The organism is Gemmatimonas aurantiaca T-27, assembly GCF_000010305.1.
Lineage (GTDB): Bacteria > Gemmatimonadota > Gemmatimonadetes > Gemmatimonadales > Gemmatimonadaceae > Gemmatimonas > Gemmatimonas aurantiaca.
Window position 1 is genome coordinate 4,435,102 of the sequence record NC_012489.1, and the last position, 22,436, is coordinate 4,457,537.

Below are 22,436 nucleotides of genomic sequence, written 5' to 3' on the forward strand. Positions count from 1 at the left end.
GATGACGGACCATCCCGAACGTCAGAACGAATCCGAGACCCCGACGGCGGCCGACAAGCCGAAGGCCAAGGGTGGGTATGCGGATCGTGTGCTCGATCATACGTACGACGGCATCCAGGAATACGACAATCCGATGCCGCGCTGGTGGCTTGGTACCTTCGCGGCCACGATCGTGTTCTCGGTGCTGTATGTGTTCAACATCGGCCCCATCGGATCCGGCAAGGGCTGGATTGCCGACTACGAAGCCGACATGAAGGCGTTTGCGGCGGCGCATCCGGCGCCGAGTGGCAACGATGTGTCGGAAGCGGCGCTGGCCGCGTTGGTGAGTGACCCGAAGGCCGTCGCGGCAGGCAAGACCACGTTCGACGCGTACTGCGCTTCATGCCACCGCCAGGATGGTGGTGGGCTCATCGGACCGAATCTCGCCGACAACTACTGGCTGCACGGTGGCAAGAGCACCGATATCTACAAGTCGGTGGTGGATGGTGTGCTCGCCAAGGGCATGCCGCCCTGGGGCAAATCCCTCAAGCCCGAGCAACTCACGACGGTCGTGGCATACGTCGTGTCGTTGCACGGGACGAATCCGGTCAATCCGAAGGCGCCGCAAGGAGAGCCGGTGACGCCGTGAGCAGTCAGGCTGCACCTCCACGGGTGGGGGGACGTGTTCTCCCCACCCTCAATGAAGACGGCACCCGTCGCTGGATCCGCCCCAAGCCGTCGCACGGCGCGTGGTGGCACCGGCGCCGGGTGATGGCCTATGCGCTGATGGCGGTGTTTTTCCTCGCCCCGCACATCAGGATTTTTGGCAAGCCGGTGTTCCTCATGGATCTGCCGCGCCGCCAGTTCACGCTGGGCGGATTCACATTCCTGCCCACCGACACGCTGCTGTTCATGTTCGTGCTGGCCAGTGGCGTGGTGGGGATCTTTCTGGTCACCGCGCTGTTTGGGCGGGCATGGTGTGGCTGGGCATGTCCGCAGACAGTGTATCTCGAATTCCTGTTCCGTCCCATCGGACGTTGGTTCGACGGCGGGTACTCCGCCTCCCGCACGGCCGACAAAAAAGGCCAGTGGTTCACACCACGCCGTATCGGGAAGTACATCACGTTTTTTCTGATGTCGCTGTTCGTGGCGCACACGTTCCTCGCGTTTTTCGTGGGCACCGATCAGCTCTATCGCTGGATGCTGCATTCGCCGGCCGACCATCCCACCGCTTTTGCGTTCGTGGTCGTGTTCACCGGCATCGTATGGTTCAACTTCACGTACTTTCGCGAGCAGACCTGCCTCATCGTCTGCCCGTACGGCCGTTGGCAGGCGGCCCTGATCGATCGGCAATCGACGATCGTGGCCTACGACTACGTGCGCGGAGAGCCGCGGGAGCACGCCACCAAGACCCGCGATCCGAATGCCGGTGATTGCATCGATTGCAACGCCTGCGTGCAGACCTGTCCCACCGGTATCGACATTCGCAACGGCCTGCAGATGGAGTGTGTGCACTGCACGCAGTGCATCGATGCCTGCGACGACATCATGCGCAAAGTGGGGAAGCCCACGGGACTGATCCGCTATTCCTCGCAGGATGGGATCGCCGGCAAACCCAAGCAGTTGGTGCGCCTGCGTACGGTGCTGTATCCGCTGGTACTCGCCATCCTGCTGGGTGGTCTCGGATTTGCGTTGTTCTTCAAGGAATCCGCCGATCTCACCGTGTTGCGCGGCCTCGATGGCCCGTTCGCCACGGAGAGTGATGGTCGCATCTCCAATCAGGTCCGTATCAAGCTCACCAATCGCCGTGGCGACGACATGGCATACACCATCACGGTGGATGGCTTGGCCGATGCGGGTGTGGGCACCGAAGAGGTGGCGGTGGTGATCCCCGAGAATCCGCTGCGCATCGTCGCCGGTGAAACCCGCACGACGAGCCTGTTCGTGCTGTTGCCCCCGCGCGCCTTTGTACGCGGCGAGCGCTGGGTGAACATCACGGTCAGTGATCCGCGTGGCTATCGGGAAACCGTGAAATATCGTCTGCTCGGACCCTCGGGTCCGGCAACTGGAGGTACACCGTGAAATCAGGTATCGGTTGGCCCATTGGTGTGGCCGTCATTCTCGGCTCCACCGTCGTGGCCAACATCGCTGTCATGCGTATCGCGAACGACGATCCGTCGTTCGCGGTGGAGCCCAACTACTACGCCAAGGCTGTCGCATTCGACTCCACCATGGCCCAGGAGCGGCGCAACCTCGCGCTGGGCTGGGGTGTGGAAACCGCGCTCGATTCTCTGGTGGCGGGACAGCCGACCCGTCTGACGATTCGTCTCAAGGGCGCCGATGCCGCCCCGCTGCCTGGGGCGGCCGTCTCGGTGGTGGCGCGCTTCAACGCGCGGGCCAACGACACGCTGACCACCGTGCTGCCGGAAACGGCGCCCGGTGCATACACCACGACGTTGCCGATTCACACACCCGGAGAATGGGAGGTGCGCATCGATGCGACGCGTGCCGATTCGGTTACGCACGAAGTGTCGCGGTTTTCGGTCAGCACGCGGGTGACCGCCGTACGGGCCGGCGTGCGCTGATGATCGACACCGGCCTCGGCACGGCAGCAGGCGTACTCGTTGCCAGTCTGGTGGGCAGCGTGCATTGCGCCGGCATGTGCGGTGGCTTTGTCTGTTTTTATGCGGGCTCGGAGCCGACCGGCGCTGCCGGCGGTACGGCGCCACGTTTGTTGCACGCGCATGCGCTGTACAATGTCGGTCGCCTGCTGTCGTACCTCACGCTCGGTGCCGTCGCGGGAGCGATCGGTGCGCGCGTCTCGGCGTTGGGGGTGTTGGCGGGAGTGCAGCAGGGTGCGGCCATCGTGGCCGGTGCGTTGATGGTCGCCTGGGCGCTCAGCACTCTGGCCGCACAACGCGGGGTGTCATTGGGGACCGTGCGCGCCCCCCTCGTATGGCAGCGGGCGCTTGGTCGGGTGTTGCATGCGGTGCGTGAACAGCCCGTGGCGCGCCGTGCATTGCTCACAGGCTTTCTCACCACGCTGCTGCCGTGTGGTTGGTTGTATGTGTTCGTGGCCACGGCCGGCGGCACGGGCAGTGTGTGGTCGGCCATGTCGCTGATGGCCGTGTTCTGGCTGGGCACCGTACCAGCACTCGTGGCCGTCGGGGTTGGTGCACAAACCATCCTGGCGCCCTTTCGTCGTCGGCTGCCTCTTGTGAGCGCCACGGTGGTGCTGGTGATGGGTCTCTGGTCGATGGCCGGCCATCTGCGTGCGCCGTCACACGACGCGCGACACACAGAGTCTTCATCTGGAATTTCCGCCATACCGGCCGCTACGGCGCACCCTGCAGGCTCGACACATGTCCACTGACACCCTGCGTTTGGCCGGCACCATCCGGACCGCGCATCCCGCGGTGGGTGAGGCCACCCTCTGCGCTCACTGCTCGCTGCCGGTGCCCTCCGGACTGATACAGGAGAGTGCGGAACATCAGTTCTGCTGCACCGGCTGCCATACCGCGTTTGCCATCCTCCACGAACACGGCCTGGACAGCTACTACGGTTTTTCGCAGCGCCGCGAAGCCCCGGTGCAGGCGTCCGGACGCAGCTACGAAGAATTCGATCATCCCACGTTTGCGGCGCTGTACGTCCAGTCGTTACCCGGTGGGCTGTCGCGCACGGAGCTGTATCTCGAAGGCGTGCATTGTGCGTCCTGCGTCTGGCTCGTGGAACGGGTGCCCCTGCTGCAGACCGGTGTACTGCGCGCGGAGCTCGATGTGCGGCGCTCCCTCGCCGTTGTGGAATGGGATCCGAACACCATCACGTTGTCGGCGATTGCCCGATCACTCGATGTGCTGGGTTATCCGCCGCATCCGTTCCGCGGCGTGGCACGCGCGGATATGCGCCGCCGCGAAGATCGCGCCATGCTGGTGCGCATCGGGATTTCCGGTGCGATCGCCATCAACATGATGCTGGCCGCACTGGCGCTGTACGCCGGTGAACTGAATGGCATGGACGCGGGCTTCACGCACTTCTTCCGGTGGGTGAGTTTTGCGCTCATGGTGCCGGCGTTTGTCTGGCCGGGTCGTGTGTTCTTCACCGGCGCGTGGGCGTCGGTGCGCACGAAGTCGTTGCACATGGATCTGCCCATCGCCATCGCACTGGCCGCTGGCCTGGTGCGCGGTGCCATCAACACGATTACGGGCACGGGTCCGATCTACTTCGACGGATTGGCGTTGTTGATCTTTGCCCTGCTGGTGGGCCGCTTTCTGCAACAACGTGGTCAACGGCTGGCCGCCGATTCCGCCGAACTGTTGCACGCGATCGCGCCAAGCACGGCCCGTATCGTGGAACAGGGGACGGTGCGGGAGATTCCGGCCGAGGCGTTGTTGCCGGGTATGACGCTCGATGTACGAGCGGGCGAAACGTTTGCCGCAGACGGCGTGGTGGTGCTTGGTCAGTCTACGGTGAACGCGGCGCTGCTCACCGGGGAATCACGCCCAGCGTCGGTGCAGACGGGTGAACTGGTGTATGCCGGCACGCTCAATGTGGAAGCCCCGCTGCAGGTGCGTGTCGAACAGGCCGGCGAAACGAGCCGCATCGCCAAGCTGTTGTATCAGGTGGAAGAGAGCGCGCGTCGTCGGGCCCCCATCGTGCAGACCGCGAATCGCCTCGCCGGGATTTTCACGGCCGTGGTGCTGGTGCTTGCCGCCGCGACATTTGGTATCAAGGCGTCATTCAACGCGCCACACGCGCTCGACGATGCCATCGCACTGCTCATCGTCACGTGCCCCTGCGCCCTGGCGTTGGCCACCCCGCTGGCCATCACGGTGGCGGTGAGCCGCGCGGCCGGCAACGGGATGTTGATCAAGGGTGGTGATGCGCTCGAGTTGTTGGCATCCCCGGGTACGATGGTGTTCGACAAGACCGGCACCATCACCGAGGGACGCACGGCGCTGGTACGCTGGGTGGGACCGGCGTGGGTGCAGCCCATGGTATTGGCGCTCGAAGCCGGCTCGTCACATCCCCTGGCCGAAGGTTTTCGTCAGGCGTGGCCCACGTTGGGCACGCCCGACGTGATCGACGCACAGCATGTGGTCGGCGGCGGGCTGGAAGGCACCATCAATGGTCATCGGGTGCGGGTCGGGTCGCCGCGATTTGTCGCCGCCTCACTCACGGCCACCTCGGATGTGATGACCGCCGCGCTGCGTGCCGAAGACGACATCGGACGCACACTCACACCGGTGCATGTGAGCGTGGATGGCGAGTTGGTGGCCATGGCCGGTATGGGTGACCGTGTACGTGATGATGCACGGACCGCACTGGACACACTGCGCGCAAACGGCTGGCGCACGGTGTTGCTCAGCGGCGACGCCGTCGACGTGGTGCGCACGGTGGGTGTGTCGCTCGGATTTGCAGACGGCCAGGCCATCGGCGGTGCCTCGCCTGAGCAGAAGCTCGCGTTCATCGAGGACGCCAAGCGGCGTGGGCGCGTGGTGATGGTGGGCGATGGTGTGAACGATGCCGCTGCCATCGCGGCCGCCAATGTGGGCATCGGCGTGCAGGGTGGTGCAGAAGCCTGCCTTGCGACCGCCGACGTCTATCTCACGCGCAGCGACCTGTCGGCATTGGTGGAACTCACCGATGGCTCACGACGCACACTGCGGGTGATCCGTCGCAACATCGCGCTGTCCATCGCGTACAATGTGGTAGGTGCCTCGATGGCCATGTTCGGCCTGCTCACACCATTGGCTGCTGCCATCCTGATGCCCGCCAGCTCGATCACCGTGGTGCTGGGCTCGTGGTATGGTTTCAGCTTTCCCCGCAAAGATCGAACGCCGCCCCGCGGATCGCGCACCGAACTCGCGGCGCCACACGTTCTGGAGGTCGCCGCATGAGTGTCGTATTCCTGGTCCTGCCCCTTGCCCTGTTGGTCGTCGGTGGTGCGGTCCTGGCGTTTGTCTGGAGTGCACGCAGCGGGCAGTTCGATGATCTCGACACACCGGCCGTGCGCATGTTGCATGATGAAGGCGCGTCCTCGCGCCCTCAGGGATCGCGCGAGAAAACCTGAGGGCGTGAAGTCACTGGTACATTCACGCAGAACCCGTCGGCACGTTGCCATCGATCACGACACGATGGCGCCGACCATCGTCGATCAGCAGGATTCGACCATCTCCTGAGAGTGCGTCATCGACCACGGTGCGAGCACCGTGCTGGCGAATGGCCGAGGGACCGCGCACCTCGATTTCATACTGCGCGGCGCCAAAGCGGTATACGAGAGAGAACCCCGGCCAGTCGTCCGGCACGTTCGGCTTCACTCGCAGCACGTTGCCCTCCTTCGTGATGCCCAGCAGATGTTCGAGTCCCACCCGATACATCCAGCCTGCTGATCCCGTATACCAGGTCCAGCCACCGCGCCCATGCTGCGCCGCCGCCGTATAGACATCGGCCGCCACGACATACGGCTCCACTTTGTATTGCTCCATGCCAGCCGGTGACCCGCCATGGGTCAGTGGATTGAGCAGCTGAAAGAGCGCGAAGGCCTGGTCCCCATCCCCCTGCAGGGCTGTGGCCATCACGACCCAGAGCGCCGCATGCGTATACTGAGCGCCGTTCTCCCGCACTCCAGGCAGGTAGCCCTTGATGTATCCCGGATTGCGCGTGCCTTGATCGAACGGCGGTGACAGCAGCTGAATCAGACGGGCGTCCCGCTGAACCAGCAGGGCCTGCACCGATTCCATCGCCTGCCGTTGCCGTTCTGGTTGCCCCGCACCGGAGATGACGCTCCAACTCTGGGCGAGGGAATCGATGCGACACTCGCTGTCGGACGCCGTGCCGATCGGCGTGCCATCGTCGTAGTACGCCCGGCGATACCATGCGCCGTCCCAACCGTGGGTCTCCACGGCCTCCACATACACATTCGCCTGATCCCGGAAGCGGCTGGCCTCCGCCGTGTCACCACGAGTCTCGGCACGATCGGCGAAGGTGCGCAGAGTGCTGATCAGAAACCACGCGAGCCAGACACTTTCACCCCGTCCTTCAGCGCCCACGAGATTGAGTCCGTCGTTCCAATCGCCGGTACCAATCAATGGCAGGCCATGCGCGCCGTGTGTGCAAGCACGCGTCAGTGCACGGCGGCAATGGTCATACAGGCTTGCGACCTCCGTGCTGACTGCGGGCAACTCATAGCGTTCATGTTCATGAGGGGCGAGCGGTTCGGACGCGAGGAACGGGATGACCACATCGAGGATCGCCGAATCGCCCGTCACGCGGACGTAGTGGTCGACGAGATACGGCAACCACACCAGATCATCGGAGAATCGGGTGCGTACGCCACGGCCCGTATGCGGATGCCACCAGTGTTGCACATCCCCCTCGGTGAACTGACGGGCCGCAGCCCGGAGGATCTGCGCACGGGCCAGCGCCGGCTCGGCGTACAACAGCGCCATCGCATCCTGCAGCTGATCGCGGAACCCATAGGCGCCACTGCTCTGATAGAGCCCCGTGCGCGCCCAGAGGCGTGACGAGGTCGTCTGGTAGAGCATCCAGGTGTTGATGAGTGCATCGAATGACGATTCCGGTGTTTCCACACGTATGACACCCAACCGGTTTGTCCATGCCGTTTGCACATGCTGTATCGCGTCGCGTGCCAGCGATGGGGTGCGATATCGCGCCAGCAGCACCCGTGCCTCGGCCTCCGATGCAGCCGCGCCTACCTGCACGACGATGTCCCGCGTTTCACCAGCGGCCAGTGTCACGCGCATCTGCAACGCGCCACAGGGATCGAGGTCAGCACCCGTCCTGCCGTCCAAATCTCCCTGCCGCAACGCGAGCGGATCGCGGCGACTTCCTCGCGCACCCAAAAACGCGGCCCGGTCGGCGGTGTGGCTGGTCACAGGCTCGCTGACGCCGAGGAATGCGACCCAGTCCATGAACGCGGGATCGAAGCTGTTCCCGGCCATGAGACAGGACTCGTCACGCACATAGCGCGTGCGCACCTGGTGCTGCGTGATATCGCGATGTGCGCCGAGGACCCACTCCACAAAGGCCGTCACCACCAACTGCCGTGGTCGATCCGTCCGATTGGTCAGGCGCAGCACAGAAAGCCGAACGGCATCGGCCTCCGGCACGCTCACCGTCAACTCCGTACCGATACCGTTGTGTTCATGTTCGAAGGTGGTGGAACCCGTGCCATGACGCACACGATATTCCCCCACCCCACTTACCGGGGCCGGCGTCGCGGACCAGAGATCTCCCCGTTCCTCATCCTGCAGATACAGCACATCGCTGATCGGATTGCTCACGGGATCGTTGTGCCACGGCGTGAGGCGGAAGAAGTGTGCATTCTCAGCCCATGTGCATCCGATTCCGGATTCCGACACGATGCAGCCACCACGAGGATTGGCGATCACGTTGATCCATGGAGCTGGCGGCAGGTGCTGTGCATCGACGCGCATCAGATAGCTGTCATCTTCGTCCAGCCCGCCAATACCGTTATCGAAACGCAAAGGTGGCAACGACAATGCCAAGGTGGGCGCTGATGCAGACGGCGGGGTGTGGACCAGCGCAGGCAGGAGTGGTTCAACGAGTGGCTTGATGGCCGACACGATCGTAGCCAGCGCTCCGCGGTCGCTGCCACTGGGCACCGTGCTGCCCGTGGCACGTACGTCTGCCACGGAGAGCAGGCGCTGCAGGGAACGGCCGTCACACGGGACCTGCAGGCGCGCCGTCGCCGACAGCATCAGGTAGTCGCTGCTCGTCAGGCCATCGCGGCGGCGCACAAAGGTGCCACCCGATTGATCGATGAAAGCGCTGTCGCCGAAGGACGCGATCGCATCGTTGATGGCGTCGCGTAGTTCCTGCTGATAGCCGTGCTGTTCGCCGTTGATAATGACGAGATCCACCAACACGCCGCGCCGGCGCCAGTAGTGATGTGCCATGCACAACTCACGCAACGTGGCGAGCCCCGCCATGCTGTCGATCGTGGCCAGCACAATGGGCAAGTCACCGGAGATGCCATGTACCCAGAGTGATGGCTGCGCGCTACGATTGCGCCAGCGTTCGTCGGCCGGTGGAGCCAGACTGCCTCGCCCGAAGAGCAGCTGGGTCGCCAGATCCTGAAAGAGTGCAGCCTGTGACGCGGTGAGATCGAGCTCCCGCAACTCGATCTGCGTCACCGTTGCTGCGATATCGAAGGCACGCTGTGCCGCGTGTGCCGCATGGTACCGATCGGCCAGCGCAAACGCGGCCTCGCGGCTGTCGGCCACAAAAGTACTGAACGCCACACTCACCGATTGACCGGGCGGAACCTGAACATGTGTCCGCAAGGCCATGATCGGATCGAGCACTGCACCGGTTGTTCCAGAGAGCGGTCCACTGTCGTCGCACACTGCGGGATTCCGCACGGACCGTCCGCGTCCGATGAAGCGAGCACGATCGGTCTCACAACTGACGGAGCCAAGCCGATCAGGGCCATCGTCCACGAGGTGCACACACCAGCGGGCAGGGTCCGACGGCGACCGGGGCCGGCGGTAGGCCGTGATGGCCGAACACCATGCATGCCATTCCGTTTCGACAAACAGATTGGAAAAGGCGGGGTGTGCACGGTCGGTGTCGACCGACGTCATGACGATCTCACTGTAGCTGGTCAGTTCGATGTCATGCGACGTCCGCCCGGTGTTCGTGATTGTGATACGCCGGACTTCAGCGGCGTCACCCGGCATGACGGTGATCTCTGTCTGGGTGGTGATCTCGCCATCGACCCGGTGCAGCGAGACACGATCGAGCGCCATGTACGCCGACGAACTCTCCACCGACGGTCCAAGAGGGGCCGCGCCCGCAGACCACAATCGTCCGGTGGTCAGGTCTTTGAGATAGAAAAACTGACCCAAGTCATCAGTCGTGGCGTCTGCGCGCCAGCGGGTGACCGCCATCGTGTTGTGGAGACTGTAGCCACTGCCACTGTGGTTCAACATCACGGTGTAGGAGCCGGAACCGAGCAGCGCGACGCGTGGCGCTGCAGCGAGCATGGATGCGTTGGTGGTATCCACGACACGGGCCACGGACGGCTCGGCGAGTTCGGCGCGCTCCGGTGCATCCTGCAGTCCAGGCTCCGCCGTGCGTTTCACGACCACGCGCGGCACCCGTTCATGCAGCAGCTGCTCGGCGGCCTTCACAAGAGGATCCGCGTGAAACCGCTGCACCCAGATATCGGACCGAAGCACGTTGGTCAGAGCCACCAATGTCATGCCGACGTGGTGCGCCATCCAGGCTTGCACCGCATCAAACGATTCACCGGGTGCCGGCCTGGTATAGTCGAGTGCATCGAAGAACCCGTAGGGCCCGAGCACACCCATGGCTTCGAATGTCCGAAGATTGGCCAGTGCTCTGCGTGGATCCACGAGCGCCGCCAAGGCGGTGGCATAGGGCGCTACGACGATATCGCGTCCGAGACCACGCTGCAGCGCCAGGTCGGGCACACCAAACGCCCGGTACTGATATGTCTGTTCATGATCACGCACGTTGTGGAGGCTTTCACTCATCCCCCACGGGGTGCCCTTGGCACGTGCATACCGACGCTGTTGTTCGACGGCGCCATCGTACGTCTGGTCGAGCAATGTGCCGGGCAGCGATCGCATGACCAGCAGCGGCATGAGATACTCGAACATGCTGCCGCTCCACGACACCAGCGTTGTGGCTCCTCGCGCATGGGTCAGCAGACGGGACAGGCGGAACCAGTGCTCCACCGGCACATCATTCTTGGCGATCGCCACAAAACTGGCCAACCGGGCTTCCGACGCCAGCAGATCATAGAACGCGTCGTCATTGGCCATCGTGTCCGTGTGAAAGCCAATCGTGAACAGCTTCCGTGACGGATCGTACAGGAAGCCAAACTCCATCTCCATCACCCACGTACGCGCTTGCCCTGCCAGCCGGCGTAAACGCGGCGCCAGTGCAGGATGTTCGGCCGCGAGCTGTCGGCATCCCTGACGCACCGCCAGGAGATGTCCCGCCAGATTGCCACTGTCGACGGTGCTGACATAGGCCGGCGGCAGCGGCGCCAGATCCTTCAGATCGTACCAATTGAGAAAGTGCCCACGATAGCGCTGCAGGCGGTGCATGCTGGCAAAAGTGCGTTCGAGTCGCTCGACCACATCGTCAACGGTGATGAGGCCGAGGTCGTGCGCGCTGAGTGTCGCCAGGAGCTGCAAGCCGATGTTGGTGGGTGATGTGCGCATGGCCACCACGGGTGCAGGATCTGCCTGAAAGTTGTCTGGGGCCAACCAATGGGATTCGGCCGTGACGAATCGATCGAAGAACGCCCAGTGCTGCTCTGCATAGCGCTGCACGTCGGCGCGCTCTTCATCAGAGAGCTGGCTGCGGTCGGTGACGAGTGGTTGACTCCAGTGTGCAACGAACCATGGCGCGCTGAGCCACAGCAGCACCAAGGGCCACATGGACAACACGAGCGGCAGGAGCGTGGACCATGCTCCATTCGTGAGCAGGATTGTGCGGATCGAGGCCCCGGTGATGCTCACCGCGATAAGCACGACCAACATCGTGACGACACGGAAAGCCCGGCGGCTCTCGCGAGGGACATCGATCACCTGCTGTTCCACGAGTGCTGCCGATTGCCATTCCAGCAGCTGCCGGCGGGATATGCAGACGCGGTAGAGCGTGCGAAGAATCGCATCGGCGGAGATCCATGCCTGATGTGGCAGTACGACGATCGTCATGAACGCCTGCCGGGCGCCGATCCAAGCATCCTGCCCTATGGATGCATAGTGTTCACGCCAGGCTCCATCACGCGGCAGCCGCAGCAGCGCAAAACCCAGTGCCACCACCCACGGTGCGATCACCAGTGCCAGAGTGAGCAGCGTCCAGTACACCGATGATCCCGGCAACACGGCCCACGCCACGCACAGCAGCAGCATCTGCGAGATCTCGATTGTGCTACGACGCAGATTGTCGACAATCTTCCAGCGCGCGAGGAACGACAATCGGTTGCGTTCGCGTCCAGCCGGACCGGGTACCGTTGCGCGCAGCCAGGTCAGGAGCTGCCAGTCTCCGCGAATCCACCGATGCTTGCGACGACTGTAGCTGAGATAGGTAGACGGAAAGTCGTCGTAGACAATGACATCACTGGCAAGCCCGGCGCGGGCATAGTTGCCTTCGAGCAGATCGTGCGAGAGCAACACGTTCTCCGGAAAGCGGCCTTCCGTGACACGCTCGAAGATCTCGACATCGTAGATCCCTTTGCCGGTGTAACTGCCCTCGCCGTGGAGATCCTGATATACATCGGAGCTGGCCGTGGAGTAGGGATCCACGCCGGGTTGTCCCGACGCGATCGCCGCGAACCACGAGGCGTGCGCGCTGGGTAGCGAGACCCCGACCCGCGGCTGAAGAATGCCAAATCCACGCCGCACACAGTGCCGCGACACATCGTACACGGCCCGGTTGAGCGGATGGGCCATGGTGCCGATCAGCGCAGCCGCGCCGTCCTGTGGCAACATGGTATCGGCGTCCAGGGTGATGGCGAACCGCGCGCCCTGAAGCACCGAGACATCTTCGCTGATCAGCGAAAATCCCGAACGATCACCGTCGCGAAGCAGGCGATTGAACACGTGGATCTTGCCACGCTTTCGTTCCCAGCCCATCCAGGTGTCCTGGCTGGCATTCCATTGACGCGCGCGATGCAACAGGAAGAAACGTGCGGGGCCATCGGTGGCATACTGCGCATTCAGGCGGGCAATTCCCTGCTCTGCCGTGGAGACAATTGCCGTATCCCCCGGCATGGTCTCCTGTGGAGCATCCATGAAATCGGAGAGCAACGCGAAGTGCAGAGGGGCGTCACTGTTTGCCAGAAACTGCACTTCCAGGCGTTCCAGCGCCCGCTGTACATCACGCGGATCTCCGAAGAGTGTCGGCATCACCAACACCGTGTGGTGCGCGGATGCGACACCGGACATTCGAAGATCGAGACGAGGCAGCACCTGCGTGGGCAGGACGGCCATGATCACTTGCTGTACGAGCACGAGCCCGAGATCCACCAACGGTCCGACCAGCAACAGCAGAAACCAGATCGGTTCGACCGTCGGCGGTCCGCGCATGAGCAGGACTGCCAGGAAGGCAACAGTGGTGCACGCCGTGAGTCCGCCGATCAACACGACATTCGGTGCGCGATAGGCCCAGCGTTGGAGGCGTTGCCGGAACGTGGGTCGGTAGCCGGCCCATCGTTCGAGATCCTCGAGCCCCTGATCGACGAGATAGTAGCCGACGTGCCCGTATGGTGGGGTCTCACCAGGAACCGATGTGCGGATGCCCTGATGCGCCAATTCGACGGCACGCGTCGCCACAGCCACTTCGGATCGACCAGTCGCCTTGGCAATGCGCTCCACGACATGGCGATAGTGGTCGCGCGTGGCGAACACCATGGTGGGATAGGTCCCATCGGGATCTGCGCACAACACCGTATTCATCGCGCTCTGTTGTTCGACGAATACTCGCCAGTCGCGCAGGCCGACCTCACGCAGGCTGGTAATACTGTTCGCCATTACACGCTGCGTCAGGGCCAGTCGCTGCGTCGATTCGGCCACAACCTGAGCGGGAGGCACACCGGCGTCGTGCAACCAGTGTTCGAGCCATTCCAGAGCGATGGATGCCCCTTCAGTCTGGCGAAGCAGTTGTAGAAATCGTGATACAAAGTGCGGTGACAGTGCGTGATCCTGTTCGGCAAACTCCTGCAGCGCGAGGCGCACATGCGGACCACCAAGCGAATTGGCGTCACGAATACGATCGGCGGCAGCGGTGGCCCGGGCTCGTTCGTCCAGACGCATCACCGTTCGCAGTGTCATGCGGCGCACACTTTCGATGAGCCCCAGGCGCAACATGGCCGGTATGGCCCACAATTCACCAATCGATAGTGGCGTCACGCCCTGAAAGGCTTCGACGTACAGATCCACATTGACGGGTGTCAATCGCGCTTCGGTATGCGAGATCAGCGAAATCGCCATTTCATAGACACGCGGATAGCCGGTCAGTGGGCCAGACATCAGCTCCGGCAGCTCGCGGTAAAATCCACCTGGCAGGCTGCTCCGCACCGCCTGCAATTGCTCTTGCACCACATGGTAATTGTCGAGAAACCAATCGCCTGCTGCATCACCTTCCACTTCTGTCGCTGCCGAAAGAATCAATCGATTGCGGGCAGTGGCCAGAATTTCGCGGGTCTGAGCGAGCCGCTCCAGTAACCTGGCGGGCCGCAGCGGACTTCGGCCCGCGACGATCTTCTGATGGCGTGCGATCTCCCGGGCTCGCGCTGCAAGGTGATCCGCACCCAGCAGATCGCCTCTGATCGGCCCTGCGAGCAACTCTTCACTGGCATTGGTGCGCAGTGAAGGGGTACGAATCGACCCGGGAAACCATCGCATGTCGGCGGCAGGGAGGCATGGTAGTAGTCAGGATCGTGTGCCGTTGCAGCCCAAATCACGGTTTTGTACAGGGACTGCGAACCATCGACCGCCCAATCGCTCTGGATCACGAGCTTTGGGTCTTGTTGTATGAATACACCACCCCACAGCGACGGATCGGTCAATCATGCGCCTTTCCTGATATCCGATGGCTTGGATTCACGTATTGTCCGGCATGTGATTTGCGTCAACATTGCGGTATGACTCCTGCCTTCCCTTCCCCCTCGCGTTTCGACGGACCGGAACGCCGCCAGAATCCGCACCTCCGCGAACTCGTGGACGAGATGCTGGCTTCCATCCGTATCGCCGCGAATCAGGATCTCTGGACGCCTGACGAACGCACCCGCTGTGAAGCGGACATGCTGCGCATCATGGCCACCGTGCGCTCCAAGGCTCTCGAAGGACGTCCCAAGTCCTGACCCATGCAGCGGCTCGCGGCTCCGGCCACGAGCCGCTCATGGCGGTCAGTTGTTGGTCAGTTGTTCGTCAGTCGAACACCAATTGTGTCTGTCCGTCGCTGTAGCTGATGCGCAGCACCCGGTCGCGGCCTTCCTGGTCCGCGATCACGTCGACGTGGCCCCGCCCGCGCACCTGATGCGTGAGGTGACCACTCGTGGTGTCTCCGAACATCAGCATGACCCGACCTTCCGGTCCATCCAGGCTCGCTCCGGCAAAAACGAGATGGTGCCCGATGGGCTGCACACCGATGTCAGGCTGGTGCACTTCCACTGTGCACTCGCGCCCTGCGTTGCGGGCCGAAAAATCCGCGAGCTCCGTATCGAGACGCTCCACTGATAGCCGGCGTGTCTGCTGGTGCAGCGCCACGGCCTGTGCCCGGGCCTGTGCCAGTGTGCGCGCACTGCCCGGTACACAAAGCACCGAACACGAAGCCGAGCGCACCAACTCCGCGCCAACACTGCCCAGCACCATGCGCCGCAGGAAGCCGTAGCCGTGTGTGGCCGTGACCACGAGATCAGCGCCCACTGCGGACACATGCTCCACCAGGCGCACCGACGCCGTGCCGTCGAGCAGTACGGAGTCGAACGTGAGCCCCGGACGGTGCAGGTGTGCGATCAGTTCCGCAAAACTGCTGCGGGCCTGAGTGCGATACTCCTCGGCGAAGTCGCGCAGCATCGGTGCCGTGCCACTCAGCGACGGCGCAACATGCACGAGCTGCACCCAGGCATCCGGTGCAATGAAGTCGAGCGCAACCTGCGCGGCATAGATACTGAAGACGCTGAAGTCGGTGGCGATCACGACACGCTTGGGCAGTACTTCGAGATCACTGCTCACGGCGAATACGGGGGTATCACCAAGCTGGAGCAACCGCAGCACCGACTCACCACCGAGGATGCGCTCCACGAGATCGTGTTTGCCACGACCCACCACCACGACGCGGGCTTCCGTTTCCCGAGCCTGCCTGACGATCTCGCGCACGGGATCACCGCCGCGCACCGTCACAGGCCACGGGGCATCGGGCACGAGGCGATCCATCTGCGCGCGCAACGACTCCTGCCGCGTCGCCATCAGCACGTTGACAGGCACGCCGGGCATGGGCATCGCGTCGAACGCGTACGTGGGCATGGTGTTCGGCACGAGCGCGCTGATCACCTGCACCGGTGCGCCGGTGTGTGCGGCGAGTGCGCGGGCCATGGGAAACGCCGCGTCCGACGCCGGTGCACTGTCGCTGGCCAACAGCAACGGTCCACGCGGTGCCACGACCGGCTCGAACGTGGACAGAAAGTCGTTGATACGCGGCTCGCTCGTGCCCATGGGTCTCTCGGCTGAAGGAGGCGTTTCCCTGTTCCGGTCCATCTGATACCGACAGGGACAACACCTTGGTTCCTTCAGCATCGGCCAACGAGGCACGTCACACTATCCGGGATAGTCCGACATCGTGTGGGGATGCCACCGGGATACCGACTCGATCCGTGTGATACCGACCGCGTCGAGGAAGTGGCGATCATGCGACGCGACGATCAGCGCCCCGTCATAACGACGCAATGCCTGTTCAACCGCCTCGAGGCTGGTGAGATCGAGATGATTGGTGGGCTCATCAAGCAGCAGGAGACGTGGGGCTGACTCGTTGGTCACGCCCAACACACAGGCGAGCGCGGCCCGCATGCGTTCTCCCCCGCTCAGTTGATGCACATTGCGTTCCGCCTGTTCGGCGCGAAACCCGAACCGGGCCAATGTGGCACGCAGAGTTTCTTCATCGACACGCTCTCCACGCGCCACAGAGGATGCCCGCATCGCATCGAGAATGGTGGCGTGAGTATCCAGCAACGTGGCGTGCTGATCGAGAAACACCACGGAAGACATGGGCACGCCACGATAGATGACGCGCTCGTCTACGGGATGGCGTCCGGCCAGCACACGCAGGAGCGTGGATTTTCCACTGCCGTTCGCGCCCACCAGTGCCACCCGCTCAGGGCCTCGTACTTCGAGATGTACATGCTCGAGCAACGGTATGTTGTCGACCACGGTAATGGTCGCGTCGCGCAGCGCCACCACCAGAGTGCCCGCGGCCAGTCCGCTGCGGGCCGGTGGCAAAGCCAGCGAGGCATGTTCCTCGAGACGTGCACGGGCGTCGCGCACCCGCGCCTCCGCATCGGCCTGGGCACGCGCAATGGTGCCCGAAAGCCGGGCGTTGGTGCTTTCACTGCGTTCCTGCATCATGCCGAGCATGATGCGTGGCACACCACCGTCGGCACGTCCACGGCGACCCGCGGCATCGCGCCGAGCCTGACGTTCCCGCGCCGCCTGCTGCTCGCGGCGCACCCGGTCACGCGTGGCCAGTGCATTGGCATGCTCGCGTTCCGCCGCCAGTCGCTGCGCATCACGCGCCGCCACGTAGTGCTCCCAGTTGCCACCATAGCTACGCACGGTGCCCTGTTCGATCGCGACGATGCGATCGACATGCTCCAGCAGCGCACGATCGTGTGTAGCCACCAGCAAACCCCGTGGCCAGGAGCGAACCAGATGATGCACCGCGTCCCGATGTGTGGCATCGAGATCGTTGGTGGGTTCATCGAGCAGCAGGAGGTCCGGCGCGTCGAGCAACACGGATGCGAGGCGAAGCCGTGTGCGCTCACCGCCACTCACATCGTGCACCAGGCGGTCCAGCGGGATATGACCAAGCCCGAAGGTGGCGAGTGCGTCGGTCACACGATCGGTGAGATCCCAGCGATCACCAATGCACTGCACGTCCTCGGCCGAACCCTGGCCCGCATCACATCGCGCCAGAGCGGCCATGACATCGGCAACACCGAGCAGATCAGCCACGGTGGCGTGGGGCGGCAGCGTACTGCGCTGCATCAGTACGCCGAGTCGACCGGTGCGCTCGACAACACCACGATCGGGCGTGCGCGTGCCGCTGAACAGGTGCAGCAGAGTGCTCTTGCCCGATCCGTTCGGGCCGATCAGTCCGACGCGCTCGTTGGCGACGGCGAGCGTGACGTCGGAGAGAAGTGCGCTACCGTCGGGGCGAAGCGCGGTGAGCTGCGTGGCAACGAGCCACGGAGAAGCAGTACGAGACATGGAAGCACCGGGCAGGCGTTTGCGGCGCGGCATCCACATGATGCCGGCAAGAGACGTGTGCCTGGTGCTGATCCATGCTGCTCCTCACATCGAGAGGGCGGCTTCGCCGGGTGCGAAGCCAGTGCTGCAATATACTACCCGCGCTTACTGGCGGCCGTCATTTCGCCCGTGATGCGGAGCGTGTCTTCCTGGTGCGTTTCACTGCGCTCATCGGCGGGAATGATCCCCGCGTCATTGAGCATGAGCCCGAAGGCATCGGGTACCATCGCGGGCCAGAGGATCAGCCCCGTGAGGCGCAGGATGGGGCGAGGCCGCCGCCCGGTGCCCGCGTAGCGGCGGCGCGCCCACAGCTCATACACCGACGTCAGCATGCCCCCGAGTACCGCGAACAGCGACCACGTGATCAACGCCTCGACCAGTGGCAGGTCGAACACCATCCAGGCCAGCACCGCGTAGCTGAGCACCAGTCCCATGATGCCCATGCCGCGACGCAGGGCAGCGTTGAGCACCACACACACCGTGGTCCAGAGCAGGACACCGAAGAGCACGATGGCCCACATCACGTTGACGTGCAGAAATGTCATGGTCTGTTCTCCGTGTAGGTCGCGTCGTCGCGACGGCTGCTGCGACTACTTCCGTGCCGGTGTGCCGCTCAGATAGTCCGTCGCCAGGTTGGCCATGGCCCGTACACCGGTTTCGAGAGCGCCTTCATCCGCGAAAAACAGGGGCGAATGATTCACGGCGACGGTTGCCAGGTCAGTGCCCTTTGGCGTCACGCCCAGAAAGAAGAAGACACTGGGGATGGTGCGGGCAAACTCCGGAAAGTCTTCCGAGCCCATGATGGGACCGATCATCTGCAGACCATTCGCACCGGCCGTGCGCTTGAGCGTGGGCAGCATGCGGTCGGTGAGCGTGGTGTCATTGGCCTGCACGAGGCCACCCTTGTCGATCTTCACGATGGCGGTGGCACCGGCCGACCGTGCGATGTCTTCAGCGGTGCGTGTGATGCGGGCGGCGATGTCCGCGCGCATCGCGTCATCGAAGGTGCGTAGTGTGCCCACCATCACCACACTGTCCGGAATGATGTTGCTGCGATTGCCACCAGCGATCTGCCCCACCGTGATGACCGAAGGCAGATAGGCCACGTTCACCTGACGGCTGGCGATCGTCTGCAGCCCCAGCACCACCTGCGACGAGACCACGATCGGATCGACGCCCGACCAGGGCTGCGAACCGTGGGTCTGCTTGCCCTTGATGATGATCGTGAAGTTGCCGGCTGCCGACATCTGCGGCCCCACGCGGATTCCGATGGACCCCACCGGTGTGGGCCACACGTGCAACCCGAAGACCGCCGCCGGCGCCGGATTGGTGAGCACGCCGTCCTTCACCATCGCGGCCGCGCCACCCAGTCCTTCTTCTGCCGGCTGGAAAATGAACTTCACCGTGCCGGGCAGCGTGGCCTTCATGCCCGCAAGCACTTCAGCGGCACCCATGAGAATGGCCACATGATTGTCGTGGCCGCAGGCGTGCATCACCCCCACTTCAGCACCCTGCCACTGGGTGCGCACCTTGCTGCGAAACGGCAGGTCGACCAGTTCGGTGACGGGGAGCGCATCCATGTCGGCTCGCAGCGCCACCACCGGGCCTGGACGTCCACCACGCAACAGTCCGACCACGCCGGTGCCACCCACGCCGGTCTGGACTTCCAGTCCGAGCTGCTTGAGGTGTGCCGCGACGAGAGCCGCCGTGCGCGTTTCCTGACCGCTCAGCTCGGGGTGTTCATGAATGTCGCGGCGCCAGCTCACCACCTTGGGCATCACCCCCGTCAAACGGCTTTCGATGGTGCGGGCCAGCTCTGCCGATGCGCCGCCCTGCGCGACACCGACGGTCGGCAACGCCGAACACAACGTTGCCGCCAACAACGCGGTGATGTGACGACGAACCGGAGCGATGAACGAAGGGGCGGAATGACGAGACATGGCGAGCCTGTACGGGACGAGTCTTCGGATGCGATATGGTCAGGGCCGCTCAGGCCCATCCTAGCGAACGTATCCCAGGCTCGGGCCAGGCGATAGCGCTGGTGATTCCCGACGCCGATAGGCGATTTGCCGTTTGCTTCTGGCGATACCGTGCTGCAGGATCAATACACCACGCGACGTTGTATCCCGTTCCCATCGACGTCGCGGCAGGAGGCCCATCGCTCATCAGGAGGAGGGTACTCATGTCCATTGTCCTTCCCACGCCAGACGCCGCCCTTGCGGCGCGTTTTGCCGGCGGCGACGAGAACGCGCTCGCCACGTTGTACCGGCAGCAGTACGACAGCCTGTTGTCGGCTGCCCGACATGTGCTCGGCGATGATCTCGCCCACTACCGTGGACGGGTGGCACACAAGGCCATGCTCGATGCCTGGGTGGCACGCGACCGATTCCAGAACGCCACCGCACTCGGCGCCTTTCTCGAAGAGGCGATCCAACAGGAAGCCGGTGTGCAGCGACGCAAACATGCCGCGCTGCATCATCGCGGCAGCGGTATCGACAGCGGGTCGCATGTGACGGTGCCCGATGTCGAGGAGGCCATGCGGCAGTTGCTGGCCGAGGTGCATGCTCCGGCGATTGATCACGATGCGGCGCTCGCCGAAGCGCGGGCGGTCAAACGGGCACACGCCAAAGCTCATGTGGAGCGTGTGGGCTCACGCCCCAAATGGGTGCTGCAGGCGATCGGTGCGGTGGCCGTGCTCGTCGGCATCTTCGTTTTCCAGCGATGGATGACACGCTCCAGTGAAAACGTGGCGGTCGACCGTGCACTCAAGGGCGAAGAAGTACAAACCCTGACATCAGGCAGGGGGCAACGCGGCACGCTCACCCTGCGTGATGGCACCAAGGCCACGATGGGCAGCGAGTCGCTGCTGCGTGTACCACCAGAGTTCGCCAACTCACAGCGCACCGTGCAGATCGAGGGCACGGCCACGTTTGCGGTGACGCCGGATACCGTGATGGCCGCGCGGCAATTTGCCGTGCGTGCGGGTGATCTCACCGTGACCGCGCACGGCACCGTGTTCTCGGTGCGCTATTACCCGGAAGACTCCACCGCCTACGTGCAGGTGAGCGAAGGCACCGTGTCAGTGCACGATCGTGTGCGCAACACCAGGCAGGAGCTCAAGGCCGGTGAAGGGCTACGGCTCACACGCGATGGCCAGCTCGGGCCGTTGGAAGGCATGGAACGCGATGTGGCGCTCGCCTGGACCCGCGACACCATCGTCTTCGACAAGGCACCACTCAAGCTGGTGGTCCCGGAGCTGGTGCGGTGGTTCGGCCTGAATGCGCAACTGGCCGATGAATCCATCGGTGATCGGCCGGTATCGATGCGCGTGGCGCTCGCCTCGTCTGGTGATGCCACCAAGGCGCTCACGCAGGCGGCCAATCTCGCCATCACGTTCGGGCAAAACGATCGCATCGAGTTCCGTGATGCGAGCGCTGTGCCACCGGCACCGGCAGGCAAAAAGAAGTAGCGCGTGTTGCCGCGGAGAAACGCAGCAGCTCAGCCCGGAAAGATGCCGGTGCTGAGGTATCGGTCGCCACGATCACACACCACGAACACGATCGTGGCGTTCTCCACTTCCGCAGCCACGCGCAGGGCGATCACACACGCTCCCGCTGCCGACGGCCCGCAGAAGATCCCTTCTTCGGCCGCCAGGCGGCGGGCCATGTCTTCGGCCTCGGTCTGCGTGACCTGCTCGATGCGATCGACGCGCGACGCCTCGTAGATCTTCGGCTGATAGGCCGGTGACCATTTGCGGATACCGGCAATCTGCGAACCTTCCGCCGGCTGTGCGCCCACGATGGTGATGTCGTTGCGCTGTTCCTTGAGGAAACGCGTGACGCCCATGATGGTGCCCGTGGTGCCCATCGCACTCACGAAGTGCGTGATGCGCCCTTCGGTGTCGCGCCAGATTTCCGGACCGGTGGTCTCGTAGTGCGCGCGCGGATTGTCGGGGTTCGCGAACTGATCCAGCACGTGCCCTTCCCCACGCGCCTGCATTTCCATGGCCAGGTCACGCGCGTACTCCATGCCACCCTTCGACGCCGGCGTGAGAATCAACTCGGCGCCATACGCGCGCATCGACGCCCGACGTTCGGCGCTCAGATTGTCGGGCATGATGAGGGTCATGCGGTAGCCCGTCATGGCCGCAATCATCGCCATGGCGATCCCGGTGTTGCCACTGGTCGCTTCGATGAGACGATCACCCGGACGGATTTCGCCACGCTGTTCGGCGCCCCGGATCATCGACAACACCGGCCGGTCCTTCACCGAACCGCCAGGGTTGTTGCCCTCGAGCTTGCCCAGGATCACCGTGCCGCGTGCTGTGATCTCAGCACTCGGGAGACGTTGTAGCTGAACGAGCGGTGTGCGGCCAATGGTCCGGTCGATGGTGGCGTACGACGGCGGCATGGC

At 63.7% G+C, this 22,436-nt stretch carries 14 protein-coding genes; 8 read left to right on the top strand and 6 right to left on the bottom strand.

Features of this window, described 5'->3' with window-relative positions:
• Position 1: 1 nt before the first annotated feature.
• Genes GAU_RS19265 through ccoS form a run of 6 tightly spaced genes read left to right on the top strand, consistent with a single transcriptional unit; the run spans position 2 to position 6,049 of the window.
• The gene (locus GAU_RS19265; protein WP_015895586.1) at positions 2-628 is read left to right on the top strand and encodes a cbb3-type cytochrome c oxidase N-terminal domain-containing protein; all 627 of its coding nucleotides are present in this window, start codon (positions 2-4) and stop codon (positions 626-628) included.
• Positions 625-2,061: a cytochrome c oxidase accessory protein CcoG gene (gene ccoG, locus GAU_RS19270; protein ID WP_156799149.1), complete on the top strand. Its 1,437-nt coding sequence runs from the start codon at positions 625-627 to the stop codon at positions 2,059-2,061. The genes GAU_RS19265 and ccoG overlap by 4 nt, the downstream gene beginning before the upstream one ends.
• Positions 2,058-2,564, top strand: coding sequence for a FixH family protein (locus GAU_RS19275; protein ID WP_015895588.1), 507 nt, complete (start codon positions 2,058-2,060; stop codon positions 2,562-2,564). The genes ccoG and GAU_RS19275 overlap by 4 nt, the downstream gene beginning before the upstream one ends.
• Positions 2,564-3,352 carry a sulfite exporter TauE/SafE family protein gene (locus tag GAU_RS19280; RefSeq protein WP_015895589.1) on the top strand — a complete coding sequence of 263 codons (789 nt, stop codon included), beginning with the start codon at positions 2,564-2,566 and terminating at the stop codon, positions 3,350-3,352. The genes GAU_RS19275 and GAU_RS19280 overlap by 1 nt, the downstream gene beginning before the upstream one ends.
• Positions 3,342-5,876, top strand: a complete 2,535-nt coding sequence (locus tag GAU_RS19285) for a heavy metal translocating P-type ATPase (RefSeq protein WP_015895590.1) — start codon at positions 3,342-3,344, stop codon at positions 5,874-5,876. The genes GAU_RS19280 and GAU_RS19285 overlap by 11 nt, the downstream gene beginning before the upstream one ends.
• Positions 5,873-6,049 carry a cbb3-type cytochrome oxidase assembly protein CcoS gene (gene ccoS / locus GAU_RS19290; RefSeq protein ID WP_015895591.1) on the top strand — a complete coding sequence of 59 codons (177 nt, stop codon included), beginning with the start codon at positions 5,873-5,875 and terminating at the stop codon, positions 6,047-6,049. The genes GAU_RS19285 and ccoS overlap by 4 nt, the downstream gene beginning before the upstream one ends.
• Before the next feature lie 22 nt (positions 6,050-6,071).
• Here the strand turns inward: ccoS and GAU_RS19295 are convergent, their stop codons facing one another.
• Positions 6,072-14,405, bottom strand: coding sequence for a GH36-type glycosyl hydrolase domain-containing protein (locus GAU_RS19295; RefSeq protein ID WP_015895592.1), 8,334 nt, complete (start codon positions 14,403-14,405; stop codon positions 6,072-6,074).
• 239 nt (positions 14,406-14,644) lie between these two features.
• Here GAU_RS19295 and GAU_RS19300 point away from each other — a divergent pair, with 239 nt between their 5' ends.
• A complete protein-coding gene (locus GAU_RS19300) occupies positions 14,645-14,863 on the top strand; it encodes a hypothetical protein (protein ID WP_015895593.1) in 219 nt (72 codons plus the stop codon).
• Between the two features lie 67 nt (positions 14,864-14,930).
• Here the strand turns inward: GAU_RS19300 and GAU_RS19305 are convergent, their stop codons facing one another.
• The 4 genes from GAU_RS19305 to GAU_RS19320 all read right to left on the bottom strand — a co-directional run bounded on the left by GAU_RS19305 (position 14,931) and on the right by GAU_RS19320 (position 19,963).
• Positions 14,931-16,217, bottom strand: a complete 1,287-nt coding sequence (locus GAU_RS19305; RefSeq protein WP_015895594.1) for a universal stress protein — start codon at positions 16,215-16,217, stop codon at positions 14,931-14,933.
• A gap of 102 nt (positions 16,218-16,319) precedes the next feature.
• Entirely contained in the window at positions 16,320-17,984 is a 1,665-nt protein-coding gene (locus tag GAU_RS19310; RefSeq protein ID WP_015895595.1) for an ABC-F family ATP-binding cassette domain-containing protein, read from the bottom strand.
• 134 nt (positions 17,985-18,118) lie between these two features.
• Positions 18,119-18,568: a hypothetical protein gene (locus GAU_RS19315; RefSeq protein WP_015895596.1), complete on the bottom strand. Its 450-nt coding sequence runs from the start codon at positions 18,566-18,568 to the stop codon at positions 18,119-18,121.
• Between the two features lie 45 nt (positions 18,569-18,613).
• Complete coding sequence (locus GAU_RS19320) at positions 18,614-19,963, bottom strand: amidohydrolase (RefSeq protein WP_015895597.1); 1,350 nt, start codon at positions 19,961-19,963, stop codon at positions 18,614-18,616.
• Positions 19,964-20,205: 242 nt separating this feature from the next.
• Between GAU_RS19320 and GAU_RS19325 the strand changes: the two genes are divergently transcribed.
• Positions 20,206-21,492 carry a FecR domain-containing protein gene (locus GAU_RS19325; RefSeq protein WP_041265737.1) on the top strand — a complete coding sequence of 429 codons (1,287 nt, stop codon included), beginning with the start codon at positions 20,206-20,208 and terminating at the stop codon, positions 21,490-21,492.
• Positions 21,493-21,521: 29 nt separating this feature from the next.
• Here GAU_RS19325 and cysM read toward each other — a convergent pair whose 3' ends face one another.
• Entirely contained in the window at positions 21,522-22,433 is a 912-nt protein-coding gene (cysM, locus tag GAU_RS19330) for a cysteine synthase CysM (protein ID WP_015895599.1), read from the bottom strand.
• Positions 22,434-22,436 lie beyond the last annotated feature (3 nt).